The 23,067-nt window shown below is 71.1% G+C and carries 24 protein-coding genes; all 24 read left to right on the top strand.

Annotated features, from left to right (window positions below; genetic code table 11):
• The first annotated feature begins 94 nt into the window (after nt 1-94).
• The 24 genes from JI742_RS09900 (at nt 95) to JI742_RS09785 (ending at nt 23,022) form a co-directional block, all read left to right on the top strand.
• Entirely contained in the window at nt 95-556 is a 462-nt protein-coding gene (locus tag JI742_RS09900; protein ID WP_201826072.1) for a P27 family phage terminase small subunit, read from the top strand.
• Nucleotides 557-600: 44 nt separating this feature from the next.
• Nucleotides 601-2,253, top strand: a complete 1,653-nt coding sequence (locus JI742_RS09895) for a terminase large subunit (RefSeq protein ID WP_201826070.1) — start codon at nt 601-603, stop codon at nt 2,251-2,253.
• 111 nt (nt 2,254-2,364) lie between these two features.
• A complete protein-coding gene (locus JI742_RS09890) occupies nt 2,365-3,543 on the top strand; it encodes a phage portal protein (protein ID WP_201826068.1) in 1,179 nt (392 codons plus the stop codon).
• 9 nt (nt 3,544-3,552) lie between these two features.
• A complete protein-coding gene (locus JI742_RS09885; RefSeq protein ID WP_236676851.1) occupies nt 3,553-4,365 on the top strand; it encodes a head maturation protease, ClpP-related in 813 nt (270 codons plus the stop codon).
• A 66-nt stretch (nt 4,366-4,431) separates the two neighbouring features.
• Nucleotides 4,432-5,685 (top strand): phage major capsid protein, encoded by a 1,254-nt coding sequence (locus JI742_RS09880; protein ID WP_201826066.1) that lies wholly within the window; start codon nt 4,432-4,434, stop codon nt 5,683-5,685.
• Nucleotides 5,686-5,760: 75 nt separating this feature from the next.
• Nucleotides 5,761-6,111, top strand: a complete 351-nt coding sequence (locus JI742_RS09875) for a hypothetical protein (RefSeq protein WP_201826064.1) — start codon at nt 5,761-5,763, stop codon at nt 6,109-6,111.
• Nucleotides 6,112-6,150: 39 nt separating this feature from the next.
• On the top strand, nt 6,151-8,040 hold the full coding sequence (locus JI742_RS09870; protein WP_201826062.1) for a hypothetical protein: 1,890 nt from the start codon (nt 6,151-6,153) through the stop codon (nt 8,038-8,040).
• 164 nt (nt 8,041-8,204) lie between these two features.
• Nucleotides 8,205-9,629, top strand: a complete 1,425-nt coding sequence (locus JI742_RS09865) for a hypothetical protein (protein ID WP_201826060.1) — start codon at nt 8,205-8,207, stop codon at nt 9,627-9,629.
• A gap of 3 nt (nt 9,630-9,632) precedes the next feature.
• Nucleotides 9,633-9,995: a phage gp6-like head-tail connector protein gene (locus JI742_RS09860; protein ID WP_201826058.1), complete on the top strand. Its 363-nt coding sequence runs from the start codon at nt 9,633-9,635 to the stop codon at nt 9,993-9,995.
• Between the two features lie 3 nt (nt 9,996-9,998).
• The gene (locus JI742_RS09855) at nt 9,999-10,367 is read left to right on the top strand and encodes a head-tail adaptor protein (RefSeq protein ID WP_201826056.1); all 369 of its coding nucleotides are present in this window, start codon (nt 9,999-10,001) and stop codon (nt 10,365-10,367) included.
• 1 nt (nt 10,368) lies between these two features.
• A complete protein-coding gene (locus JI742_RS09850; RefSeq protein ID WP_201826054.1) occupies nt 10,369-10,968 on the top strand; it encodes an HK97-gp10 family putative phage morphogenesis protein in 600 nt (199 codons plus the stop codon).
• Between the two features lie 52 nt (nt 10,969-11,020).
• Nucleotides 11,021-11,431 (top strand): DUF3168 domain-containing protein, encoded by a 411-nt coding sequence (locus tag JI742_RS09845; protein ID WP_201826052.1) that lies wholly within the window; start codon nt 11,021-11,023, stop codon nt 11,429-11,431.
• 17 nt (nt 11,432-11,448) lie between these two features.
• Nucleotides 11,449-12,693 (top strand): phage tail tube protein, encoded by a 1,245-nt coding sequence (locus JI742_RS09840; RefSeq protein ID WP_201826051.1) that lies wholly within the window; start codon nt 11,449-11,451, stop codon nt 12,691-12,693.
• Nucleotides 12,694-12,884: 191 nt separating this feature from the next.
• Nucleotides 12,885-13,346 (top strand): hypothetical protein, encoded by a 462-nt coding sequence (locus tag JI742_RS09835; protein WP_201826049.1) that lies wholly within the window; start codon nt 12,885-12,887, stop codon nt 13,344-13,346.
• Nucleotides 13,347-13,408: 62 nt separating this feature from the next.
• Nucleotides 13,409-13,711, top strand: a complete 303-nt coding sequence (locus JI742_RS09830) for a phage tail assembly chaperone (RefSeq protein WP_201826047.1) — start codon at nt 13,409-13,411, stop codon at nt 13,709-13,711.
• A 46-nt stretch (nt 13,712-13,757) separates the two neighbouring features.
• Nucleotides 13,758-17,546 carry a hypothetical protein gene (locus tag JI742_RS09825; protein ID WP_201826045.1) on the top strand — a complete coding sequence of 1,263 codons (3,789 nt, stop codon included), beginning with the start codon at nt 13,758-13,760 and terminating at the stop codon, nt 17,544-17,546.
• Nucleotides 17,543-18,967, top strand: coding sequence for a hypothetical protein (locus tag JI742_RS09820; RefSeq protein ID WP_201826043.1), 1,425 nt, complete (start codon nt 17,543-17,545; stop codon nt 18,965-18,967). The genes JI742_RS09825 and JI742_RS09820 overlap by 4 nt, the downstream gene beginning before the upstream one ends.
• Nucleotides 18,968-19,005: 38 nt before the next feature.
• A complete protein-coding gene (locus JI742_RS09815; protein WP_201826041.1) occupies nt 19,006-20,166 on the top strand; it encodes a hypothetical protein in 1,161 nt (386 codons plus the stop codon).
• 9 nt (nt 20,167-20,175) lie between these two features.
• Entirely contained in the window at nt 20,176-20,394 is a 219-nt protein-coding gene (locus tag JI742_RS09810; RefSeq protein ID WP_201826039.1) for a hypothetical protein, read from the top strand.
• 39 nt (nt 20,395-20,433) lie between these two features.
• Complete coding sequence (locus JI742_RS09805; RefSeq protein WP_201826037.1) at nt 20,434-20,730, top strand: HP1 family phage holin; 297 nt, start codon at nt 20,434-20,436, stop codon at nt 20,728-20,730.
• Nucleotides 20,727-21,425, top strand: a complete 699-nt coding sequence (locus JI742_RS09800) for a glycoside hydrolase family protein (protein WP_201826035.1) — start codon at nt 20,727-20,729, stop codon at nt 21,423-21,425. The genes JI742_RS09805 and JI742_RS09800 overlap by 4 nt, the downstream gene beginning before the upstream one ends.
• Entirely contained in the window at nt 21,422-21,814 is a 393-nt protein-coding gene (locus JI742_RS09795; RefSeq protein WP_201826033.1) for a hypothetical protein, read from the top strand. The genes JI742_RS09800 and JI742_RS09795 overlap by 4 nt, the downstream gene beginning before the upstream one ends.
• Nucleotides 21,811-22,164, top strand: a complete 354-nt coding sequence (locus JI742_RS09790) for a hypothetical protein (protein WP_201826031.1) — start codon at nt 21,811-21,813, stop codon at nt 22,162-22,164. Before JI742_RS09795 ends, JI742_RS09790 begins: the two co-directional genes overlap by 4 nt.
• Nucleotides 22,165-22,494: 330 nt before the next feature.
• Nucleotides 22,495-23,022: a hypothetical protein gene (locus JI742_RS09785; RefSeq protein WP_201826029.1), complete on the top strand. Its 528-nt coding sequence runs from the start codon at nt 22,495-22,497 to the stop codon at nt 23,020-23,022.
• The last annotated feature ends 45 nt before the right edge of the window (nt 23,023-23,067 follow it).

Raw genomic sequence — 23,067 nt, 5'->3', positions numbered from 1 at the left:
ACTCTCGAACCACAGTTTTGCGGGGAGGGAAAAAGACCCCCCTGGGGGTTCGAGGGATGGGAGCGCAGCCTGCGCCAGGCGCAAGGGACAGGACATGGATGCCATCGTCGACAAGCAACCGGGGGCGCCGACCACCGCCGTTGCGGTGGTCTCGCCTGACCCTCCGCCGCTGATCCGGCTGACGAGCGAGGAGCGCGAGGTATACGACTACCTGTGCGCGCGGCTGCGAGAGGCTGGCATCGAGCACCTGACCGCCGCACTGCCCCTGGCCGTGATCGTGCGGACCTACGCGGACTGGCTGGTCGCGGTGCGCAAGTGCGAGGACGAGGGCCGGACGCAGCAGGCCCGAAGTGGCTGGCATTCGCCGACGCCCTGGGCGGAGGACGAGAAGCGCCTCAAGATGGAGCTTGGCCAATGGCTGCCGAAGTGTTGCCTGACCATCCCGTCGCTGACCCGAGTGCGCAAGGAGGCCGGCGTCGACAACCGGCAGGACGATCTCTTCGGCGAGCTGGTGGGTCACGCCGCAAGCTCACCCGCGCGCAGCTCGCATCACTGACGCCTGCGCAGCCCGCCAGCTGGGATCTGGATTACGGCCTGCCGGTGCTGCGCGGCGAGATCGCCGTGGGCGAGTGGGTGTGGCGTGCCGTGCTGCGTCACTACCGCGACCTGGTCGAGGGCCCGGCGCGCGGCTTGCACTTCGACCCTGCTGCAGGCCTGCACGTGGTGCAGTTCATCGAGCGGTGGTTCCGGCACGTGAAGGGCAGCCAGGCGGGCGAGCCCATCCTGCTCGACCCATGGCAGCGCTTCTGGACCGTGGTGCTCTACGGCTGGAAGCTCGGCCCCGGGGGCCCGAGGCGGTTTCAGCGGGGCCTGGAGGGTGTGCCCCGAAAGAATGGGAAGTCCACCTGGAAAGCCCCTCAAGGCGCCTACCTGTGGATGATGGATGGCGAGGCTGGGGCCGAGGTATACGCACTTGGCACCACGCGCGAACAGGCCATGACGGTGTATGCGCCGGCCGCCGCCAACGTGCGCCGCTGGCTGCGCCAGTCGCCTCGGCTGCAGCGGTGCATCAAGCTGATGGAGGGCAAGAACCAGGAAGCCATGTGGCTGGACCATGTCGCGCTCTTCCGCCCGCTGCCTGCCAACGACGACGCGCTGGATGGCCTCAACCCTCACGCCATCCTGTTCGACGAGCTGCATGCGCAGAAGACCCGTGGCCTGTGGGACGTGATGGAAAGCGCGCTGGGCGCCCGGCGGCAGCCCCTGCTCAGCGCTATCACCACGGCGGGCTGGATCCTTGACGGCATCTGCACCGAGCTGCTGGACTACCTCAAGCGCGTGCTCAAGGGAGAGATCGAGGACGACAGCTTCTTCGGCTACTGGTACGCAGCGGACGAGGGGGACGACCCCTACACCCTGGCCACCTGGCGCAAAGCCAACCCGGGCCTGGGCACGATCAAGACCCTGCACCACATGCAGACCCAGGCCCGCAAGGCCCAGGCGCTGCCCAGTGCGCGTGCCAACTTCCTGACGAAGGACCTCAACATCTTTGTCGGCCAGGAAGGCGGCTGGTTCGACATGCGGGTGTGGGACCAATGCGCTGCGCCCGTGCTGCCCGAGCACCTGGCCGGCCGGCGCTGCTACGGCGGCCTGGACCTCAGCTCGACGCGCGACCTCACCGCCTTCGTGCTGGTGTTCCCGCCCGATGCTGACGACGAGCCCTGGCGGGTCCTGTGCCACTTCTGGGCCCCGCAGGCCAAGCTGGACGAAGACGAGGGCGACGACCGCGCCCCCTACAAACGCTGGGCCGAGGCGGGCTGGCTCACCGTCACCCCGGGTGACGTGGTGGACTACTTGCCCGTCAAGCGCACCGTGCAGCAGGCCTGCGTGCTGTTCGACGTGGTGGAGATCGGGTACGACCGCTGGAATGCCCAGTCCACCACCACCGAGCTGATGGATGCCGGCGTGCCCATGGTCGAAGTGCAGCAGACCACCCAAGGTGTGGGCGGCGGTGCCAAGCAGCTGGAACTGCTGGTGTACGGCAGGCGCCTGCACCACGGCGGCAACCCCGTGCTGCGCTACTGCGCGGACAACACCGCACTGCTCATGGACAGCAACGAAAACTTCCGGCCGGACAAGCGCCGCAGCCGGCCGAACGGGCGCATTGACGGCATCAGCGCGCTGTGCACGGCGCTCAGCCGCGCGGTGGCGCCTGGTGCTGCCGGGCCCGAGCTCATCTCTCTCGATCGGTGACCCATGGGACTCGCACAGATGTTTGGCCTGGGCCGTGACCTGCCCGATGCGGCTCGGCACGAGCCTGCCTTCGCTGCTCCAGTGGCCTCCACGCAAGAGCCGGTGACGGGCTTGACCGCGTCTGATCTGGCCGAGCTGTTGGGCTTGGGCAGCCGCACGGCCAGCGGGGAGCGGGTGACGGTCAACACGGCCGAGCGGGTCAGTACCGTCTATGCCTGCGATGCTCTGATCTCGGGCGCGATCGCGGGCCTGCCCTTGGGCTTCTATGAGCGCGGCGACGATGGCCAGCGCCGCCCGGTCAGGCACGAATGGTGGTGGCTGTTCAATGAGCGCGCCTGCGAGGCCTGGACCAGCTTCGACGCGGTGCAGTACCTGATCCGCAGTCGGCATTTCCACGGCGCCGGGTTCGCCAGGCTGCTGCGTCCGTCGCCGATCAGCAGCCGCGTCATCGGATGGGAGCCGCTCAACCCGCTGTACGTGCGCCCCTTCTGGAACCCTGATCGCAAGGGTGAGCGCCTCTACCGCTACACGCCCGGCGATGGTGCGGCCGTCACGCTCGATGCGGCCGATGTCATTCATCTGCCCGGCCCGGGCTTCGACGGCCTCTGCAGCCCGTCGCTCATCACCTACAACGCCCGGGAGGCCATCGGCACAGCCCTGGCTTCCGAGCGATTCAGTGGCAAGTTCTTCTCCGAAGGGATGACGGCCGACATCATCCTGAAGGCTGCCGGCAAGCTGAGCGACGCACAGGTCGACCAGCTGCGCAACCAGTTCGCCGCCAAGTACGCCGGCAGCCGGCTGCCGGTGGTGCTGAGCGGTGGGGTGGAGGCCGAGAAGCTGACCATGACGCCGCAGGACGCTGCGCTCATGCCCAGCCGCTTGTTCTCGGTGGAGGAGATCTGCCGCATGTTTGGTGTGCCGCCGGTTCTGATCGGCCACATGCAGCAAGCCACCGCCTGGGGCACGGGCATCGAACAGCTCGGCCTGGGCTTCGTGCGCTACACGCTGATGCGCTACCTGGTGCCCTTGGCGCAAGAGCTGAACGCCAAGCTGTGGCCCAGCCGGCAGCGCTACTTCGTGGAACACGTCACCGCAGCCTTGGAGCGTGGCGACTTGAAGAGCCGGTACGAGGCCTACCGCATTGCCATGGGCCGCGCCGGCGAACAGCCGTGGATGGACGCCGAGGACGTGCGCCGCATCGAGAACATGGGCCCCAAGGACCTGGTGGCCAACCCCTCGGCCGCGGGCCAGCCCACCCCGCAACCGCAAGAGCCGACCCCGGCGCCCTGAAAGGCAAGCATGCCCCTGCCCATTCGCAATCGCTACCTGCAGCTGCTGGCCGACAACCGCAGCGTGCAAGGCCGCCGCTTCGAGGTCCGCCTGCAGGCCGAGGCCGACGCCGCCGAGGTGCTGATCTACGACGCCATCGTCGACGACGCACAGATGGCCGAGTGGTTCGGCGGTGTGGCCGCCGAACCCGTGGTGCGCGCCCTGCGTGACATCACGGCCAGCACCATCCACCTGCGCGTCAACAGCCCGGGCGGCAGCGTGTTCGCGGCCCGCGCCATCGAGCAGGCCCTGCGCGAACACCCGGCCCGCGTGGTGGCCCACATCGACGGTCTGGCCGCCAGCGCCGCCAGCTTCCTGGTGATGGCATCCGACGAGATCGTGATGCCCAAGGGCGCCATGATGATGATTCACAAGGCCTGGTCCGTGGCCTGGGGCAACGAGGACGACCTCATGGCCACGGCTGCCGTGCTCGGCAAGATCGACGGCACGCTGGTCGATACCTATGCCGACCGCACCGGCCAGCCGGCGCAGCAGATCCTGGACTGGATGCGCGCCGAGACCTGGTTCACCGGCACCGAGGCCGTCGAGCTTGGTTTCGCGGACCGCCTGGCCGAGGGCGCCCCGCGCGCCGATGAATCGGCTCAGGACCAGGCCGCCCCCGGCGCCTGGAATCTCTCGGCCTACTTGCGCCCCCCGCACGCCGCCAAGCCTGCGCAGGCGCCTGCACCGGCGGCAGCCGGCGAACCCCTTGTCAGCGACGAGCACCGTGCCCGCCAGCGCCAGCGCCTGGCCTGCATGGCGCGCGTCGCCTCCACCATCTAGCGCCCTCGCGCTGATGCCTCGGGCCCGCTGCGTGCGGGCCTTTTTTTTGCCTGAAAGGAAGAGCCCATGAGCAAACTCGCTCAACTGCGCGAGCGCCGCAACGCCAAGGCCAAGATGGCCGCCGAGATCAACGCCAAGTACCCGGCCGACAAGCGCATGCCGGCCGAGGACGCAGCCGCGCTTGACGCGGTGCTGGCCGAGGTCGAGCAGATCGATGCCGAGATCGCCCGCGAAGTCCGCCTGTCCAACCTGGCCGGCGAAGAGATCGACACCGACGATCTGCGCAACCGCCACACCCGCACCCCCGGTGCCCACGGCAACCGCGAGGAAGGCAACGCCATGCGCGCCTTCCTGGGCGGCGGCCTCAGTGCGCTCAGCCAGGAGCAGCGTCAGGCCCTTCAGGCGCGCATCACGCCCGACATCCGCAACGTGATGAGCACCACCACCAGCACCGAGGGTGGCTTCACGGTGGCGACCGAGTACGACCGCACGCTCGAAAGCGCCATGAAATCCTACGGCGGCCTGATGGAGGCCTGCACCGTCATGACCACCTCCAGCGGTGCGGTGATGAACTTCCCCACGGCCGATGCCACCTCCGAAGAGGGCGAGATCGTCGGTGAGAACCAGCCCACCTCGGCGGCCGACACCACCTTCGGCAACGTCGGCGTGTCGGTCTACAAGTACAGCTCCAAGTCGATCGCGGTGCCCTTCGAGCTGCTGCAGGACAGCTTCCTGGACATCGAGGCCTATGTGCGGGACCTGATCGCCATGCGCCTGGGCCGCATTGCCAACAAGCACGCCTCTCTGGGCACCGGCACCGGCCAGCCGCGCGGCATCGTGCCCGCCGCCACCGTGGGCAAGACGGGCGCCACCGGCCAGACGCTGACCTGCACCTACGATGACCTCGTCGACCTGGAGCACAGCGTCGACCCGATCTACCGGGCCATGCCTGGCGTGGGCTTCATGGTGAACGACCAGTCCCTGCGCATGCTGCGCAAGATCAAGGACAGCCAAGGCCGCCCCATCTTTGCGCCTGGCTATGAAGCCGGCAACCCTGGTGGCGCCCCGGATCGGCTGCTGAACCGCCGGATCTACGTCAACAACGACATGGCGGCCCCGGCTGCCAATGCCCGTTCCATCCTGTTCGGCGTGTTCAGCAAGTACCGCTGGCGCCGCGTCTCGGACACCACGCTCTTCCGCATGACGGACAGCGCCTACACCCTCAAGGGTCAGGTGGGCTTCGTGGCCTTCAACCGCATGGGCGGCAACCTGGTCGACGCAGGCGGCGCCGTCAAGGCCTACCAGCACAGCGCCAGCTGATAAGCACGGCGCCGGCCTGGCAGCGGCCGGCCGGCGCCCTGCAGTGCCCACCTACCACTGACTGGAGTTCACACCATGAGCAACAAGCTCAAGCTGGCCCGCGTGCTGTTCTCGCTGCCGCACCACGGCGTCAAGCCCGGCGACATCCTGGAGGCCACGGCCGATCTCATCGAGCAGCTGGCCAAGGACGGCAGCATCGATCCGCACCGCGATGCCGTCGATTACGCCCGCACCCAGGGTGCCACCACCGTGCGCAGCGCCATCGAGCTGGCTGCCGCGGCGCGCGCCAAGCGCGCCGACGATCTGCGCGTGCAGATTGCCGAGGCGCAAGCCCTGCTGGACAAGCCCGAGCAGGACGAGCCCACCCGCACCGCCTTGCAGCGTCGTCTGGCCGACCTGCACGCCGAGTTGGCCGAGCTGAGCTAAGCCACCAGCCGCCGCCCGCCCACCACGCCCCCACCCGCCATGACTGCTCACCTCGACCACGTCAAGTTCCTCCTCACCGCCGCGCCGGGTGCCACAGGCGCCCTGGCCGTGGGCGCGGCCCCGGCCGGTGAGCCCGTTGTCACGCTGGGCGCTGCGCACAACGGCCTCAGCCTGGGCATCAGCATCACCGAGGGCACGGCCTGGGAGACGCGCGATGACTGCGTCTACAACCACGCCACCCGCACGCTCAGCCGCGGCACGCTGGTTGCCAGCAGCACGGGCGCGGCGGTGGCCTTCACCGCGGCGGCGGTGGTGTCGGTGGTGCTGCATTCGGCCTTCGCGGCTCGGGCTGAGGCGGGTGGTGGTGGCGGCGTGGGGCCGACCGGTCCCACGGGGCCGACTGGCCCGGCGGGGGGTACGGGTCCTGCCGGGCCGGCTGGCTCCACGGGCCCAACCGGCCCAGCCGGGCCGGGCGTGCCGGCAGGTGGCGCTATGGGGCAGGTGTTGGCCAAGGCCAGCGCCACCAGCTTCGACACGCAGTGGGTCGATCCGCCCAGCGGCGCCACCTCCGGCCCCCTGACGCCTGCGCAGCGCGATGCCCAGCGGGTCGAGCTGGCCGTGTACTACCCCGGTGCCGAGGAAACGGTCGCCATCGTGTCCGACGGCGACAGCAAGAGCCAGGAATCGATCGAGGGCCTGATCTGGGCCAGCGCCCAGCAGCCGCTGGACTTTGCGTGGTTCCGCCACATCGGCCAGGGCGGCAGCGTGTCGTCGGACAACGCGGCCAGCCCCTCGGGCATCCTCAGCGCTGCGCGCCAGACGGATCTGGTCAACGCCATCGCCGCGGCCAAGGCGGCCGGCCACCGCTCGGTGGACGTCTTCCTCACCATCGGCACCAACGACAACACCTTGACGGCCGAGCAGACCATTGCCAACGTCAAGACCTATTACGACGCCTTCGTCGCCGCGGGCGGCCGCCTGCTGTGGGTGTGGGGCATCGACCCCACCACGGGCGGCGCCGGCACCACGGCCCGCGCCTGGGCCACCAATGCGGGCTACCAGGACATGGCGCGCACCCGCACGCAGATGGTGTACGTCAGCCCCGAGCGGTATTGGCTGGACCCGGCCAACGCCGGCTACACCCCCATCGGCCAGGCCACCAACACGGTGGGCGCCGTCACCTACGACGGCCTGCACGGCTCGGTGTTCGGCATGTTCCAGAAGGGCAAGGCCATCCTGCCGCTGGCCGAGCGAGCCTTCCGCCGCCGCGAGCACTTCGACAGCCTCAGCAGCGGCGGGGCCTGGGGTGCCAGCTTCCCGCGCGGCAACATCCTGGGGGCGCAGGGCCGCTTCCGGGCGCTGGGCGGCACCGTCAGCGCCACGGGCGGCACCGTCACCGGCACGCCGCCCGATGGCTGGGCGCTCACCGGCACCTTGAACGGGCTGAACGTCACCTTCACGGCCGAATCGAACGCGGCGGCGGCTGCCGCCCTGGGCCTGCCGGCGCCGTTGCCGGTGGTGCGCTGCGCCTTCGGTGGCACGCCCACGGCCAACACCACGTTCAACCTGAACCGCACCTTCACCAGCACGGGCGCCATTTCGCCCGGCCGCATGGTGCATGAGCTGCTGGCCTATGCCGAAGGCATCACCGGCATGACGGGTGTGGACCACCAGAGCATCCGCGTCAGCGCCAACCCGCGCGACAACGCCACGATGAGCGCCCGCATCGGCGTGCTGGTCTCGAACATCCGCGATGCCGATGCACTGCCGGCCTTCACCGGCCTGCTGCATGCCCGCGAGGCGCACGACAACACGGCCAGCAACAACCAGGTGCAGAGCAACCTGCGCGTGATGTTCCGCAGCGGCATTGCCGCCAGCGGCTCGCTGCTGCTGATCGGCGTTTGCAGCCGTCGCGCCCCTTTCTTGTGATCCCCGCGCCGGGGCCGGCCCCTGCGCCGGCCCCGGCACCTGCGCCTGCGCCCACGCCTTCACCGGCACCGGCCCCGGCGCCCGCACCCGCGGGGAGTGCAGTCACCTCAAACGGCCAGCCGGTCACGTCCGGCGGATCGGCAGTCACCTCAGGAGCTTGACGGATGTTCCCAACCGCAGAAATCGACGTGGGTGGCGTCGACATCCCCTTCGCCACCCGCGCCAAGTGGCGCACCGACCTGGGCATCCAGTTCCCGGGCTCCATGCAGCCCGTGGCGATGATCGACTACGGCGACAGCCGCGGCCTGGAGACGGTCGGCCGCGTGCTGCTGGCCAATGCCGCGCTGCGCCGCAACCTGCTGTGGTGGAACTCGCTCAGCGTGGCGGCCACCGAGAGCGGGGCCGCCAGCAACGGCGCGCTGGCCACGGCGCGGCTTGACGCGCTGAAGGCATCCATCGAAGCCGCGCAGGCCGCCGGCTACCTGGTGGACGTGATCGTCAGCACCGGGGGCAACGATTTCCCCAGCGGCATTGCGCCGGCCACCACGCTTGCCAACATCAAGCAGCTGCACACCCTGCTGGTGGGCTGGGGCGTACGCCTGCACTGGATGGTGGGCATCTACCCCTCCTTCCTGGTGGGCAGCCTGGGCGGCTTTGACCTGCTGCAAAGTCTGAACGCCGGCATCAGCGACATGGCGCTCACCATGCCGCAAATGGTGCCCCTGATGCCCGGCCCGGCCTTCCTTGACCTGGCGGCCTCGGCCTGGCTGCCGGTGGGCGGCGGCACCGGCACGGTGGGCAGCACGGCGGCCGGCGCGCCCACGGTGGATGGCACGCACGACAGCTTCTTCGGCCACCTCGTCAGCGCGGCCGAGCTGGAGATCGAGGCCGGCCCCTTCGCCCGCGCCTTCGGCCGCTTGAGCGACAGCGATGTCATCAGCACCCTGTCGGGCTTCACCTCGGCCACGGAAACGCCGCAGGGCAACATGCTGGGCGCCCAGGGCCGCATGCGCGCGCTGGGCGGCACCAACAGCAGCACCGGCGGCACCGTCACGGGCAAGCCGCCGGCCGGCTGGACGCTGAGCGGTGCGCTGGGCGGCCTCGCGGTCACGTTCGAGACGGCGGGCAGCCCCGAGCTGCGCGCCATGTACAACACCCGGGCCGATGTGCCGGTGGTGCGCATGACGGTGTCGGGCACCCCCTCGGCCGACGTCACCCTCAACCTGGCCCGCAACAACACCCCCAGCGGCGGCTGCCCTGCCGGCCAATACCGGCACGAGCTGCTGGCCTTCGGCCGGGCCATCCAGGGGCTGTGCGGCTTCGGCCTCACCACCAACGTGGCCCAGGGCGGCAACCCGCTCTTCGGCAACGTGGTGCGGCTGGGGCGCATCCCCGGCGGCCCGCGCAGCCCGGCCGATGCGCTGCCCGCCACCACCCATGCGCTGGGCGGCCACCACATTGCCAGCCAGGCCAGCGCGGCCGGCAGCATCACCGGCACCGTCTATGCGCTGTTCGAGCAAGGGCAGGCCGTGTCGGGTTCGATCGACCTGGCCGGCGCCTGCACCCGCCGCATCATCCCGGTGGCCTAAGCCATGAGCACCGGCCTTGCCCCCACCGGCTTGCACAGCACGGGCCTCAGCCCCGCGGCGCTTGTGCTGACGCCGGCGGTGCAGCTCATCTGCACCCCCGACGAAGTGCGCCACGCCGCCCGCCTGGATGCCGACGACGCCAGCTTCGACCTGCTGCTGCCGCTGGCCATCCGCTCGGCCCAAGCCGCGATCGAGCACCGCTGCGGCGTGGCGCGCGGCAGCTTCGGCCCGGCGCCGGACGACGATGTGCGCAGCGCCGCCATCGGCCTGGCCGTGATGTTCCTCAGCAACCCGGCCCCGCCGCGCGAGCAGCTGGAGGCCGTGCTGGGCAGCGCCCTGCTGGACGCGCACCGCGTGTGGAGCTGAACCATGGCCAGCACCACCCCCATGCACCCCGGCGAGCTGGTGGACCGCGTGCGCCTGCTGCAGCCGCAGGCTGGCCAGGGCGCCCTGGGCGGCCCGCTGCCCGGCTGGCAGGACGGGCCCGAGGTGTGGGCCCGCGTGCGCGAGCGCATGGGCCTGGAGGGCCTCAGCACCCTGGGCGGGGTGGAGGTGCAGCGCACCCTGACCCGCCGCATCACCGTGCGCCTGCGCTACCGCGCCGACGTGCGCGCCACCTGGGCCCTGCGCCTGGCCAACGGCCGCGTGGTGCAGCTGATCGGCGAGCCCATGCCCGTCACCGAGCCCGGCCACTTGCGGCCCACCTGGCTGGACCTGGAATGCCAAGAGGCCACCTGAAATGAGCACCTCGGCCGACATCAAAGTGCGTGGCCTGGCTGAGCTGGAGCGTGCGCTGCTGGCCCTGCCCGACAAGCTGCAGCGCAACGTCATGCGCAGCGCCCTGCGGGCCGGGGCGCAGGTCATCCGCCGGCAGGCCCAGGCCCTGGTGCCGGTGGCGCAGCCGAACCGCCGCAATGCCGAGGCCTACGGCCTCAAGGCCGGCGCGCTGCGGGCCAGCATCCGCGTCAGCGCGCGGCTGCGCAACGGCCGGGCGGTGGCCTACGTCAAGGCCGGCGGCCAGCGCAAGGGCGACCCGTTCTATGCCCGCTTCGTCGAGTACGGCACCAAGCCGCACCTGATCGCAGCCCAAGGCGCCTCGGGCAAGCGCGCCTCGGTGGCCACGCTGAACCGCCGCATCGCCAAGGGCGCGCTGAAGATCGGCGACAAGCTGCTGGGCGCCACCGTGCAGCACCCCGGCGCCGCGCCGCGGCCCTTCATGCGCCCGGCCCTGGCGCGCGCCGCCCGGCCCGCCGTGGTGGCGGTGGGGCAGCAGATTCGCGCCCGGCTCACCAAGGCCGGCATCGAGGCGCCTGACTTCGACGGCGGCCTCAGCGACTGAGCCTGCCCCCGCCCGCCACCGCCCACCCCTTGCGGCGCCCGCCGCCCTGACCATGCTGCCCTTCCAGATTGCCCGCGCCCTGCTGCTGCAGGACAGCGCGGTGTCCGCGCTGGTGCCTGCCGGCGCCATCGGCCCCGTGCCGCTGCCCGCCGGTGCCGTGCCGGGCCTGGGCCTGCTGCTGCTGGATGCCAGCCGCGATGGCCTGGTCGACGACCAGCCTGCCGGCGAGCTGTGGCAGGCGCAGCTACAGATCACCTGCACCGCCGGCACCTTCGAGGCCGCGCTGCACCTGGCCCAGGCGGTGGAGCGTGCGCTCGACCGCCGCAACGGCGCCGTGCCCGGCGTGCCTGCCGTGCACCTTGTCAGCCTGGTGCTGGGCCGCTACGGCCCGCACGGCTTCGATACCGACCGCTCCGCCTGGGAGCAGCCGGTGGACTTTTCGCTCACCTATCAACCGCTCTGACTGGACTGGAGACCCCCATGGCCGAAGCCGCTGGCATCCGCAAGCAAGTGCGCATCGCGCGCAACAACACCGGCACCTACGGTGCTGCCCCGGCCCGCACCGGCGCCCAGCGCCTGCGCCGCACCACCAGCGACGTCAAGCTGGCCAAGGAAACCTATGGCAGCAACGAGATCCGCGACGACCAGCAGCGCGCCGTGTTCCGCCACGGCGTGCGCAGCGTGCCGGGCACGATCAACAACGAGCTGAGCTGCGGCACCTACGCCGAGCTGCTGGCCGCCATGGTGCGGCGCGACTGGACGGCCGGCCCCAGCGAGTCGGGCCTCACCATCACCGTGGCCGGCACCGGCCCGGTGTACACGGTGAGCCGCGCCTCGGGCAGCTGGTATGCGGGCGGCTGGAAGCGCGGCATGGTGTTCCGCTTTGGGGCGGGCCTGGCCACGGGCAGCCTGGGCAAGAACCTGCAGATCCTCGGCATCGCCAGCGCCACCAGCATGACGGTGATCGTGGTCAACGGCAGCACGCTGGCGGCGCAAAGCGCGGTGTCCGGTGTGTCGGCCATCTTCGTGGGCAAGCGCACCTTCATGGCCGCCAGCAACCACACCGACATCGACTTCGGCCTGGAGCACTGGTACCCGGACGTGCCCACCAGCGAGCTGTACCTCGGCATCAAGCCCACCCGCATCACCCTGCAGGCGCCGGGCAGCGGCAATGTGCAGTTCAGCTGCACCCTGGGCGGGCAGGACGTGGCCGATGTGCCCGAGAAGCGCGGCGGCGTGGCCCTGAGCAGCGAATACTTCACCAACCCCACCGCGGCCACCACCAGCAACGTGCTCACCAGCAGCAGCGGCTCGCTGGTGGTGCAGGGCCAGCGCGTGGGCGTGGTGACCAGCGTCAACCTGGAGCTGATGGCCGAATTCACCGGCGAGGCCTGCGTCGGCAGCGACATCAAGCCCTTCATGACGCCGGGCACCATGACGGCCAAGGGCCAGCTCACCGTGTACTTCAACACCACCAGCCTGCGCGACGCCTTCTGGGGTGAGCAGGATGCCGAGATCCTGGGCTGCTTCACCGCCGGCCGCGCAGGCGATGCGGACGTGTTCGCCTACACCATCCACCGCAGCAGCCTGACGGATGCCACGGTGGACGACGGCAACAAGGCCCTGATCCAGACCGTTCCCTTCGAGATCCTGCTGGCCACCGACGGTGCCGCCGGCAATGACATCGAGCGCACCACCATCGCCTTCCAGGACAGCCTGGCCTGACGACACGGCCAGGCCGGCAGCCTGCACAGGCGCCTGCACCCACCGGCCCGCCCCGCGCGGGCCGCCCCTTCGCCGGCCCTGCCGGCACCCCCGCACCGACCCGGCCGGGTTCGCCGCTCTCGCAGGTGGCGGCCCGGTCGGGCACGGGCATGCCTGCCGCACTGCGGCGCCCTCACCACCTGCGACCCACCATGAGCCAAGACACCACCGCCCATCCCCCGGCCCTGGCCCAGCCTGCCAGCGCTTTGCCCGCGCTCGACCTGCTGGACTTCGACACCGTCACCACCGCCCGGCTGCACCTGCTGCACCCGCTGGACGGCAAACGCACCAACACCTGGGTGGAGCTGATGGGGCCCGACCACCCCGTGCGCGATGCCGCCACCCTGGCTGCCCAGCGCCGCGTGCGCGCCGAGCTGCAAGCCGACGGCAAGCTGGCCGCCAGCGACCCGGCCGACGACCGCGCCGAAGAGCTGGACAACGCCGTGGCCTGGACCGTGGGCTGGAACCTCACCCGCGGCGGCCAGCCGCTGCCCTGCACGCCCGAGACCGTGCGCGCCGTCTATACCGATCTGCGCACCCGCTGGCTCTATCTGCAGGTGCTGCAAGGCCTGCGCGGCCGCCAGCTTTTTACCGTGCGCTCCGCGCGCAGCTGATCGCCGCGGCGGAGCGCGAGGCCGCCCTCAGCCGCCCTGCGGCCGACGGCCTGCCCGAGGCCGTGCACCTGCGCGCCGCCCAGCGCCAGGGCGCCGATGTGGGCGACCTGCTGGAGCCCCTGCCCATCCCGGCCGCGGCCGCGGCGCTGTGGGGGGTGTGGCAGGGCCTCAAGGGCCAGCGCCGGCCGGGCATGCAGGGGCTGGCGCCCCTGCTGGCCGCCGACATCGAGCCCTGGCTGCGCCTGCGGGGCCTGCGCCTGACGCCCTGGGAGCTGGACACCCTGGACGCGCTGGACATGGCCACCCGCGCCGTGGTGGCCGGCTGGTCCCGGCCCGGCAGCCCGGCCGGGCCGACGAGTGAATGATCAACCTGAGCCGCCCCCTTGCCGGGGCGGCTGAAAGAGCACACGCATGAGCTTCGAGGTCGGTGATCTGCTGATCAGCCTGCGGGCGGACCTGGCGCGCTACCAGTCCGACATGAACCAGTCGGTTGCCATGACGACTGGTGCTGTGCGGAAGATTGAGGCGGAGGCGGCACTCGCGCGCAAAGCGCTCGGCGGTATCGGAACAGGGCTTGCGTTTGGCCTGGGTGCTCTCGGTGTTTCGCTCGGCGCCGCGCAGTTCGTGCAGTTCTCGCGTGGCGTTGTGAGCAGCATGGACGCGCTCAACGATCTGGCCGATGCAACGGGTGCGTCGGTCGAAAAGCTGGTGCTGTTGCGTCGGCAGGCTGAGGCTTCGGGCGGCGATGTCAGCGTGCTGAGCGGCGCGATGATCCGGCTCAATGCACAGCTTCGCGGCGACGATGGAGACAGCGGTGCCGCTCTGACGCTGCGTGCCATCGGGCTCGAGGCCAAGGCATTGCGTGAGATGGATCCAGCCGATGCCTTGCTCGCGGTGTCTGCTGCGCTGAACCGTTTCGAGGACGACGGTTACAAGGCGCGCGTGGTGCAGCAGCTCTTCGGTAAGAGCGTGGCTGAAGTGGCGCCGCTGCTGAAGGATCTGCAGGAAAAGCAGGACTTGACGACGCAGGCCACGGCTCGTGGATCCGAGGAGGCTGAGCGCTGGAACAAGAACCTCGCCTACGGCAAAGCGGCGGCACTCGACTATGCGCGTAGCTTGGCCGAGAAGGTCTTGCCCGTGCTCAACAGCGTGGCCGAATCCATGCGAAGCACGGCAATCGAGGACGCTGAGGCGTCGGTTGATAAGGCCCGCCGTTCGCTCAATCTGTACGAATCCCGGGCCCGTGCCAACCCTGGCAACAAGGTGTTCTTCAATACCGTGGGCGTGGGTCAGCAGGAGCTGATGGTTGCCGAGGCACGGCTTGCGCGCCTGTACGCGCGGCGGCGCGAAGAAGACGAGCGGAGTCGGGAGCAGTTCCGCCGCACGGAGCTTGGACTGAGCGCGGCTGGCAAACCGTCAATCGGAGAGGTCAACACCGATGGGCCCGCCAGCCCCGCCCTCACTGCCGACGCCAAGCGCCAGGCCGCCGACGCCCTGCGCGAAGCCCGCGAGGCCGCGCAGGGCTACGCCGACACCTGGGCCCGGCTGCTGGAGATCGAGCAGCAGGCCACGCAGCAAACCGGCAGCCTCAGCGCCGCGCAGAAGCTGCTGGCCGACTACCTGGGCAGCGATGCCTACACCCTGGCCACCGAGGGCACGCGGCAGCTCACCCTGGCCAAGGCCTACCAGGTGATCGAGACCGAGCGCCTGGCCGCGGCCGAGCGCGAGCTGACCGCCGCCGGCATCGACGGCCGGGCCAACCGCGTGGACCAGCTGCAGGCCGAGGCCGCCGCGCTGGAGGCCCAGGTGCGCCAGCAGCTGCAAGCCAACGAGGCGCTGGGCCTGAGCGGCATGGCCCTGGTGCGGCTGGAAGAGCGCCGCATCCTGGACGCCGCCGCCGAGCAGGACCGCCTGGCCACCATTGCCGACGGCATCGACCCCGCCATTGCGGCCGAGTACCGCCGCCAGGCGCAGGCCCTGCGCGACCTGGCCGCCGCCCGCGTGGCCGGCGCCGGCCGGCAGGACGAGCTGGACCGCGCCGCCGAGGTGGGCCGGGTGAACGAGCAGCTGCGCCGCGACGAGGCCGCCGCCTGGCAGCGCACCTACGACCAGCTGGGCCAGAGCCTGGCCGATGCCATCGTCAACGGCGGCAAGGGCGCGGGCGAGCTGCTGCGCAGCTACTTCCGCGGCCTGGTGCTGCAGCCGGTGGTGCGCGCCGTGGGGGGCGCCCTGGGCGGCGCGCTGGGGCTGCCGGGCGTCGCCTCGGCCAGCACCGGCGTGGGCGGCGGCGGCCTGGGCGGGCTGGGTGACCTGGCCGGGCTGGCCCGGCTGATCAGCAACCCGGGCGCCGCGCTCGATGCGGGCAATGCCTCGCTGCTGGGCAGCGTCAGCGGCTTCAGCAGCTTCCTGACGGAGGCGGGCTTCGCCGGCGGTGGCAGCTTCTTCTCCGGCATCGGCCAGGGCCTGCAGCAGGGCCTGGGCGGCATTGCGGATGCCACCAGCAGCCTGTTCCAGCTGGGGCAGGCCGCGGGCTCGGTGGCGCCTTACCTGGGCAGCATCGCCAGCCTGCTGAGCGGCGACGTGAAGGGCGCGGCGCTGGGCGCGGCGGGCACCTACATCGGCTCGCTGGCGGGCCCGCTGGGTGCGCTGGCCGGCGGCTTGATCGGCCAGACGCTGGGCGGGCTGATCGGCAGCGACGACCCGTACAACGTCGGCGCGGCCTACACCATCAACGCCGCCGGCCAGGGCCGCCGGCCCACGGACCGGGCCTTCTTTGCTGAGTCTGGGCTGACCCGCAGCCAGGTCGGATTCGAGGACTACACCAAGCGCCGCAGCGATGAGCTGGACAGCGCTGCGAAGACCCTGGCCGAGGCGCTGTACGGCACCTATGCCGACCTGGCCCAGCGCTTCGGCCGAGAGGCTCAGGCGCTCACCATCGGCTTCCGGGCCAACGGCGAAAAGGCCAGCGGCAACATCGTGCTGGGCGATAGCAACATCGTCTTCAAGACGGGCGAGGACGACCCGGCCAAGGCCTTCGCCGCCTTTGCTGACCGGGCCGGGGGTGCCATCGTCGAGGCCTTGCGCAAGGCAGGCTTGCCCGCCTGGGCGCAGGAGATCCTGGACGCAGTGGACGCCAGCCAAGGCGCGGAGGCCCTGCAAGCTGCTGCCGGCACCATCGCGCAGATCATGGGTATGGCGCAGGCGCTGCGCGCGCTGCCCAGCAGCAACCTCGCCGAGCTGACGGAGGCTCAGGTGCTGAGCTTGGCCGAATACGCTGGCGGCTTGCAGCAGCTGCAGGCCGGGCTGGATGCCTTCGTGGGTGCCACCTACAGCAGCGCCGAGCGCGAGGCCCTGGCCCGCAAGCGCCTGGGCGAAAGCCTGGCCAGCCTGGCCGATGGGCAGGGCCTGCCGGCCGCGCTGGCGGGCCAGCTCGATGCCATGGCCGATGCGCTGGCCGGCACCGGCGCAGGCGCCTTGACCAGCACCGCCAGCCTGCGCGCGCTGGTGCAGGCGCTGGACCCGGCCGACGAGGCGCAGCAGCGCCTGCTGGTGGGGCTGCTGGGCCTGAGCGATGCCTTTGCCCAGGTGACCAGCGCCACGCAGCAGGCTGCCGGCGGCGTGCTGGCCGAGGTGCAGCGCCTGCGCGGCGGCACCACGCTGGACGATCAGAGCAGCACCGAGCTGCAGGCCCGCTTTGCCCTGACCAATGCGCAAGCCCGCGCCGGCGACCGCAGCGCGCTGGAGCGCCTGCCCGAGATCAGCCGCGCCCTGGAGCAAGCCACCACGGCCAGCGCCGTGTCGGCCCTGGAAGTGGCGCGGCAGCGCGCCTACCTGCGCAGCGCGCTGGAGGGCACGCTGGGCCTGCTGGGCGTGGAGGTGCCCGCCTTCGCGGCCGGCGGCATGCACGCGGGTGGCCTGCGCCTGGTGGGTGAGCGCGGCCCCGAGCTGGAGGCCACCGGCCCCGCCCGCTACTGGACCGCGGCCCAAACCGCCCAGATGCTGGCCCCGCCGCAGGCGCCTGCACAAGCCGCCGCCCAGGCCGAGCGCCTGGCCGAGCGCGTGGCCAGCCTGGAAGCCGCCGTGCGCGAGCTGATGCAGCCGCTGGTGGGCGTGTGGCTGCACACCCGCGACACCGCCGACACCCTGCGCGATGCCGCCGTGGGTGCCCGGCCCATCACCACGAAGACCGCCGCGCCATGAAGCTGATCGAGCTGACCCCCATCACCGACGCACGCCTGGTGGCCAGCAGCGTGCCCGAGGACCCGAGCCCCGCCTGGGCGCCGGGCACCTACGCCGCGCTGGACCGCGTGCACCGCCCCGAACGGCATGAGGTGTACGAGCGCCTGCTGGACGGCCCAAGCACCGCGCCGCCCGAGGCCGACCCAGACGGCTGGGCGCTGGTGGGCCCGACCAACCGCTGGGCCATGTTCGACGCCCGCAGCGGCACGCGCACCACCGCGCAGGACCTGATCCGCGTGACGCTGGCCCCGGGTGTAGTGCGTGGCCTGGGCCTGGTGGAGCTGCGCGGCGCGGAGGTGAACATCGTGCAGCGCGAGGCCGATGCATCCGCCAACCTGGTGCGCAACCCCCTGGACCTGCGGGCCGCCGGCTGGCTGCCCGTGGGCCTGCTGCCGCCCACCCCAGCCCAGGCGCGCGATGGCAGCTTGACGGCCGTGACCCTGGTGGCCAACACCGAGCCGGTGGCGCACTACCTGGACGAGATGCTGCCCGGCCTGCAAGAGGGCGAGCTTTTCAGCGCCAGCTGCGAGATGCGGGCCGAGGGCACGCCGCGCCTGCGCCTGGGCGTGGTGGTGAAGAACGGCAGCGGCCCGGTGATCGAGTGGGACACCGAGGCCCGGGCCCTTGTGATCCAAAGCCCGGGCACCGGCCAGGCCGGCGTGATGTTCGACGCGGTGGAGCTGGAGGACGGCTGGGTGCGCCTGAGCATCGGCAACATCAGCACGCTGACGGGCAGCGTGGTGCCCCGCGTGCGGCCGAGCTGCCGCCTGCCCCCCGCCTTCGACGCGCCGGGCGACGGCGTGGCCGGCGTGCGCGTGGCGCAGGTGATGGTGGGCCGCACCGTGGAGCCGCAGCCCTTCCAGCCGGCCACCCTGTATGCCCGCACGATCAACCTGATTCGCCGGCCCGATGTGACGGACTGGCTGACCTTCTTCGCCCAGCCGATCAACCCGGACAAGCGGGCGGTGGATCTTCGCCTGCTGCCCCTGACCAACACGCACCTGGAGGTGACGCTGTACGGCGTGGGCCCGGTGAGCATCGGCGCGCTGGGCGTGGGCGCGGTGCACGAGGGCTGGGGCACGCTCTACGGGCTGGATCAAGGCCTCAAGGACTTCAGCGCCCGCGTGACCGACCGCTTTGGCGTGACGCGCCTGGAACCGGGCCCGGGCACCAACAGCAACCGCATGACGCTGCAAGTGCCCGCCGCGCGCAGCGATGCGCTGATCGATCGCATCGACTCACTGCGCGGCAAGCCGGTGATGGTGCTGGCTTCCGAGGCTTACCCCAGCACCCTGGGCCTGGGCTGGTTCGAGGACGCGCGCCGCGTGTTCCCCAGCCCCGGCCTGCACCTGGTGAGCTGCCGCTTCGAGACCCTGGCGTAAGCCATCAACCCCACCCCCAACACCCCAAGCCTCACCGCATGAGCACCGGCCTTCACCCCACCGGCCTGCAGGCCACCGGCCTGGGCCTGGCGCTTGTCGTCAGCACGGCCCCCGCAACCCCTGGCACCTTCTACGTCATGGACCAATTCACCACCCGCCCCGACCCCCGCAACCTGGACGCATTCGCCAATGACGCCGCGCAGATGGCCCGCGAGCTCCCCCGATTCATCGACCAGACCAACGCGGCCCTGGCGGCGCTGCAAGCGCAGTTCCTGACCGGCGTCAGCACCAGCAGCGTCAGCATCGGCACCGGCAACCGCACCTTCGCCAGCCAGGGCGGCCGGGCCTGGCCGGTGGGCCAGTGGCTGGTGGCCACGGCCCTGGCCGCGCCGGCCAACTTCATGGTGGGGCAGGTGGTCAGCTACAACAGCAGCACGGGCCTGCTGGTGCTCAATGTGCAGCAGGTGGCGGGCAGCGGCACGCACGCCAGCTGGGGCCTGAGCATGGCCGTGGCCCCGGCCACCGGCCTGGACGCCGGCAACATCACCACGGGCGTGCTGCCCAATGCGCGGCTGCAGGGCAGCTACACCCAGCTGACGGGCGTGACGGGCAGCGGCCGCGCCAAGTTCGCCGGCTTCGATGCCGAGGCCGAGGCGCCCGAGCTGACCCTGCACGAAACCGACCAGGCCGGCACCGCCGGCCTGTGGCGCGTGCTGCTGGAGGGCAATGCGCTGCGCATCCAGCGATCGAGCAACGGCACCGACTTCGTGGCGCCGGCCACCCCGCTGACGGTGGGGGCGGACGGGGTGCTGACGGGCAATGGTGCGGGGTTGAGCAACGTGACCGCGCTGCGATTGGCTGGGTCGCTTGGGGATGCGCCGGCCTACGCCGCGCGTGCGATGGCGGTGGTCAACATCTCGGGCGTGACCCCTGCGCTTCATGGATCAAGCCGCAACGTTTTCAGCGTGACGCGGGTCTCGGCAGGCGTCTATGACGTGCTGTGGTCGGTCCCCATGCCCTTCGAGCGCTATGCGCTTGCTCTGGCATGCAACCGCGGTGACAGCAACAACGACTGGATCATCAACGTGGCCGGCTCTACGGCTGGCCCGACGATGACTGCCAGCTCGGTTCGGGTGGTGATTCAGCACGGTCAGTCGGTCGACGATCCGACCTGGTTCAGCGTTTCGGCAATTGTTTAAGGACCCGCGATGTCGATCATCATATTTCGCCAAGCGGCCGGGCAAGTGGCTGTTGTCGCAACTGGGTCGGGGGTGTCAGATGCTGCGGTGATCGCGCTGGTGGTTCCGGCCGGCGTTGCTTTCAAGCGCATGGATGAGCTGCCCGCCGATGTGCTGACGGATGAGCAGCTTTCTGGCTTTGCAGATCTGTCTCTGTCGACCCCTGATGGTTACGGCGGGACGCCGTAACCCGACGCGCGCTGATCACCGCAACGACCCGACCCAATCATGCAAGACGATTCGAGCGCTCATCCGCCTGGCCGCACCGCCGCCCTGCTGGCCGTGGGCAGCGCGGCCAGCAAGACGAGCCATGCCGGCGCCACCGTGGCCGTCTTCGGCGGCCTGACGGCCACCGACCTGGCAGCCTTCGGCGGCCTGGCCGTCGCCCTGATCGGCACCGTGGTGGCGCAGGGCATCAACTGGTACTACCGGCACAAGGAGCACCAGCGCGCCGAGCGCGAAAGCGCCGCGCGGCTGCGGGCTGCCGAAGGGCAGGGCGGCACCGCCCCCGGGGGCCGGGCATGAGCGCCCGTCGCGCCCTGCAGCGCGGCGTTGCGTTGGCGCGGGTGAGTGTGGCGGCGCTGAGCCTGAGCGCCGCTGGCATCGTGGGCCTGGCCGTGCGCGAGGGCTACCGTGGCGAGGCCTACCACGCCACCCCACATGAGGCTGCGGCCGGTGTCTCGACCCTGGGCTTCGGCTCGACCCGCCACCCGGACGGCCAGCCCGTGCGCCCGGCCGAGCGCACCACGCCCGAGCGGGCCCTGCTCAGCCTGCTGGCCGATGCCGACGCCCGGCAGCAGGCCCTGCGCGAGTGCCTGGGCCCGGCCGCGGTGCTGTACCCGCGCGAATGGGATGTGCTTGTGCGCTGGTCGTACAACGTCGGCGTGGCCGGCGCTTGCGCCAGCACCCTGGCCCAGCACCTGCGCGCCGGTCAGCACGATGCCGCCGCCGCGCAACTGCTGCGCTGGGATCGGCAGGCCGGCTGCCGGCAGCCCGGCCTGGCCGCCGTGCGACGCGCCGACTGGCTGGACTGGACGGGCCAACACGCCCAGGCCGCCGCCTGCCTGCAAGCGCGTGGCCGGCCGGACATGGGCGCCGCCTGCACCCTGCCTGGCGAGGTGCCTGGGCAGTGGCTTGTCGAGCTGCGGGCGCGGCCGTGTGCGGGTGCCGCGAGCGGGCGCGCCAAGGGGGCGCGCACCGACGCTGGGGCGGCCCGATGAGCTGGCCCCGCCTGGCCGCCGCCGCTGCCCTGCTGGCCCTGGGCGCCGCCCTGGCCGCGTGGGTGCTGCACCCCCGCATCGAGCTACACCGCCACCGCGCCGACACCCTGGCCCAGGGCCTGGCCGAGCGCGCCGACGAGCTGGCGGCCGAGCGCGCCGCCGTCGCGCAGCTGCAGCACGCCCTGCAGGCTGCTGGCCAGGCGGTGCAGCGGGTGGAAGCTGCGGCAGCCGCGCGATCGCGCGAAGCTGCCCGCCTGGCCGCGCAAGCCGCCCGCGGCCGGGTCGAGGCCGATGCCCAGGTGCAGCGCCTGCTGCGCCTGCCCCCGCCCCCCGCCGGCGAAGAGTGCGGGGCGGCGCTCGACTTGATCCGCGAGGAGCTTGCCCGATGAGCCGCCACCGCCTGACCCTGCCCGCCACCGCCCTGGCCGCCCTGCTGACCGCCGGCTGCGCGGCCCCGCCGGCCGCGGTGCCGCCGTCGGTGCAGACGGTCGAAGTGCGCGTGCCGGTGCCCGTGCCCTGCACCGTGGCCGTGCCCCCGCCGCCGGCCTGGGCCACCGAAGGCCTGCCGGCCGAGCCGGGGCTGATCGAGGCGGTGCGGGCGCTGCTGGCTGAGCGGATCCAACGGCGGGCGTATCAGTCCGAGCTGGAGGCGGTGGTGAGGGCGTGCGTTGAGGCGCCGGGCGGCCGGACCTGGGCTCCGCCTGCACCCTGTCGGGCGAGGTGCCTGGGCAGTGGCTGATCGAGCTGCGGGCACGGCCGTGTGCGGGTGATGGGCTGCGACGGCATCAAGCGCTGGGCGGACGACGGCAAGCCCGTCGATTCGTCGCCATCCAGCGCCACGCTAGCCCGCCCAATGCGGCGGCTGGTAGGCTACCGTTGGTGAGGCTTCGGCGAGGTGCTGGGCTGCTGGCGCTGCGGGAGCCGCCAGCGTCCTGCCCGAGGCCGCCCAGCGCGTAATCGAGACGGCGACCCGACGGCTAGCCAGCGGAGGCTGGTGCGGTTATCTTGCGTAATGCTAATAGATTGGGCACATTACACGTCAAAAGATCGACGAACAACAGGGAGAGGCATGAGCGAGCAATTCACGACGTTTGACAAGACAACCTACGAAGCCACCAAGCAAGCATGGTCCGAAGACGCAGAAGCCACACTGACCTTTCCGCACGACGTTGAGCGCCTGCTGGACTGGGCGCTGGATCACGCTGAGCACAAAGACGGTCACGAGATGGCCTATGGCATCTTCAACGCTGACTCGTCGGTGGCTGTCGGAATCTGTGAAGTCGTCATCAGCCGTGGTGGCACTACCAATACTTGGGTGAAGCATCTTCGGCTATGGTTGAACCCGAAGCTCGACGCAGGGCTGTTCAACAACGAGACTGCATGCGTTTCCGAGGCGGTCAAGTTGTTCAGTGCGTCCCTTGTCGGTGTCATGCGGTTGAAGCTTGAACACCAGGCGAGCTGCATGAAGGTCTACGGACGAACCCGCGACCAGCTGAAGCTGCTCCATCATGTGGCGGTGACGCTGCAAAGCGTAATGACAGATCACGATGTCTCGGTGCAGGGCAGGTTCCTGGTGATCTCTGACAAGAAGAGGTAACGACATGGCTCCCACACTCGCTCGATCCCAGCAAAGGGTTGCGGA

The organism is Piscinibacter lacus, from assembly GCF_016735685.1.
GTDB lineage: Bacteria > Pseudomonadota > Gammaproteobacteria > Burkholderiales > Burkholderiaceae_C > Aquariibacter > Aquariibacter lacus.
This window is presented reverse-complemented; position numbering and strand designations above follow the sequence as displayed.

Excerpts from the sequence above, each read along its gene's own strand:
- JI742_RS09900 (WP_201826072.1), top strand. The coding sequence starts at position 95 with ATGGATGCCATCGTCGACAAGCAACCGGGGGCGCCGACCACCGCCGTT.
- JI742_RS09885 (WP_236676851.1), top strand. The coding sequence starts at position 3,553 with ATGCCCCTGCCCATTCGCAATCGCTACCTGCAGCTGCTGGCCGACAAC.
- JI742_RS09880 (WP_201826066.1), top strand. The coding sequence starts at position 4,432 with ATGAGCAAACTCGCTCAACTGCGCGAGCGCCGCAACGCCAAGGCCAAG.
- JI742_RS09875 (WP_201826064.1), top strand. The coding sequence starts at position 5,761 with ATGAGCAACAAGCTCAAGCTGGCCCGCGTGCTGTTCTCGCTGCCGCAC.
- JI742_RS09870 (WP_201826062.1), top strand. The coding sequence starts at position 6,151 with ATGACTGCTCACCTCGACCACGTCAAGTTCCTCCTCACCGCCGCGCCG.
- JI742_RS09865 (WP_201826060.1), top strand. The coding sequence starts at position 8,205 with ATGTTCCCAACCGCAGAAATCGACGTGGGTGGCGTCGACATCCCCTTC.
- JI742_RS09860 (WP_201826058.1), top strand. The coding sequence starts at position 9,633 with ATGAGCACCGGCCTTGCCCCCACCGGCTTGCACAGCACGGGCCTCAGC.
- JI742_RS09855 (WP_201826056.1), top strand. The coding sequence starts at position 9,999 with ATGGCCAGCACCACCCCCATGCACCCCGGCGAGCTGGTGGACCGCGTG.
- JI742_RS09850 (WP_201826054.1), top strand. The coding sequence starts at position 10,369 with ATGAGCACCTCGGCCGACATCAAAGTGCGTGGCCTGGCTGAGCTGGAG.
- JI742_RS09845 (WP_201826052.1), top strand. The coding sequence starts at position 11,021 with ATGCTGCCCTTCCAGATTGCCCGCGCCCTGCTGCTGCAGGACAGCGCG.
- JI742_RS09840 (WP_201826051.1), top strand. The coding sequence starts at position 11,449 with ATGGCCGAAGCCGCTGGCATCCGCAAGCAAGTGCGCATCGCGCGCAAC.
- JI742_RS09835 (WP_201826049.1), top strand. The coding sequence starts at position 12,885 with ATGAGCCAAGACACCACCGCCCATCCCCCGGCCCTGGCCCAGCCTGCC.
- JI742_RS09825 (WP_201826045.1), top strand. The coding sequence starts at position 13,758 with ATGAGCTTCGAGGTCGGTGATCTGCTGATCAGCCTGCGGGCGGACCTG.
- JI742_RS09820 (WP_201826043.1), top strand. The coding sequence starts at position 17,543 with ATGAAGCTGATCGAGCTGACCCCCATCACCGACGCACGCCTGGTGGCC.
- JI742_RS09815 (WP_201826041.1), top strand. The coding sequence starts at position 19,006 with ATGAGCACCGGCCTTCACCCCACCGGCCTGCAGGCCACCGGCCTGGGC.
- JI742_RS09810 (WP_201826039.1), top strand. The coding sequence starts at position 20,176 with ATGTCGATCATCATATTTCGCCAAGCGGCCGGGCAAGTGGCTGTTGTC.
- JI742_RS09805 (WP_201826037.1), top strand. The coding sequence starts at position 20,434 with ATGCAAGACGATTCGAGCGCTCATCCGCCTGGCCGCACCGCCGCCCTG.
- JI742_RS09800 (WP_201826035.1), top strand. The coding sequence starts at position 20,727 with ATGAGCGCCCGTCGCGCCCTGCAGCGCGGCGTTGCGTTGGCGCGGGTG.
- JI742_RS09795 (WP_201826033.1), top strand. The coding sequence starts at position 21,422 with ATGAGCTGGCCCCGCCTGGCCGCCGCCGCTGCCCTGCTGGCCCTGGGC.
- JI742_RS09790 (WP_201826031.1), top strand. The coding sequence starts at position 21,811 with ATGAGCCGCCACCGCCTGACCCTGCCCGCCACCGCCCTGGCCGCCCTG.
- JI742_RS09785 (WP_201826029.1), top strand. The coding sequence starts at position 22,495 with ATGAGCGAGCAATTCACGACGTTTGACAAGACAACCTACGAAGCCACC.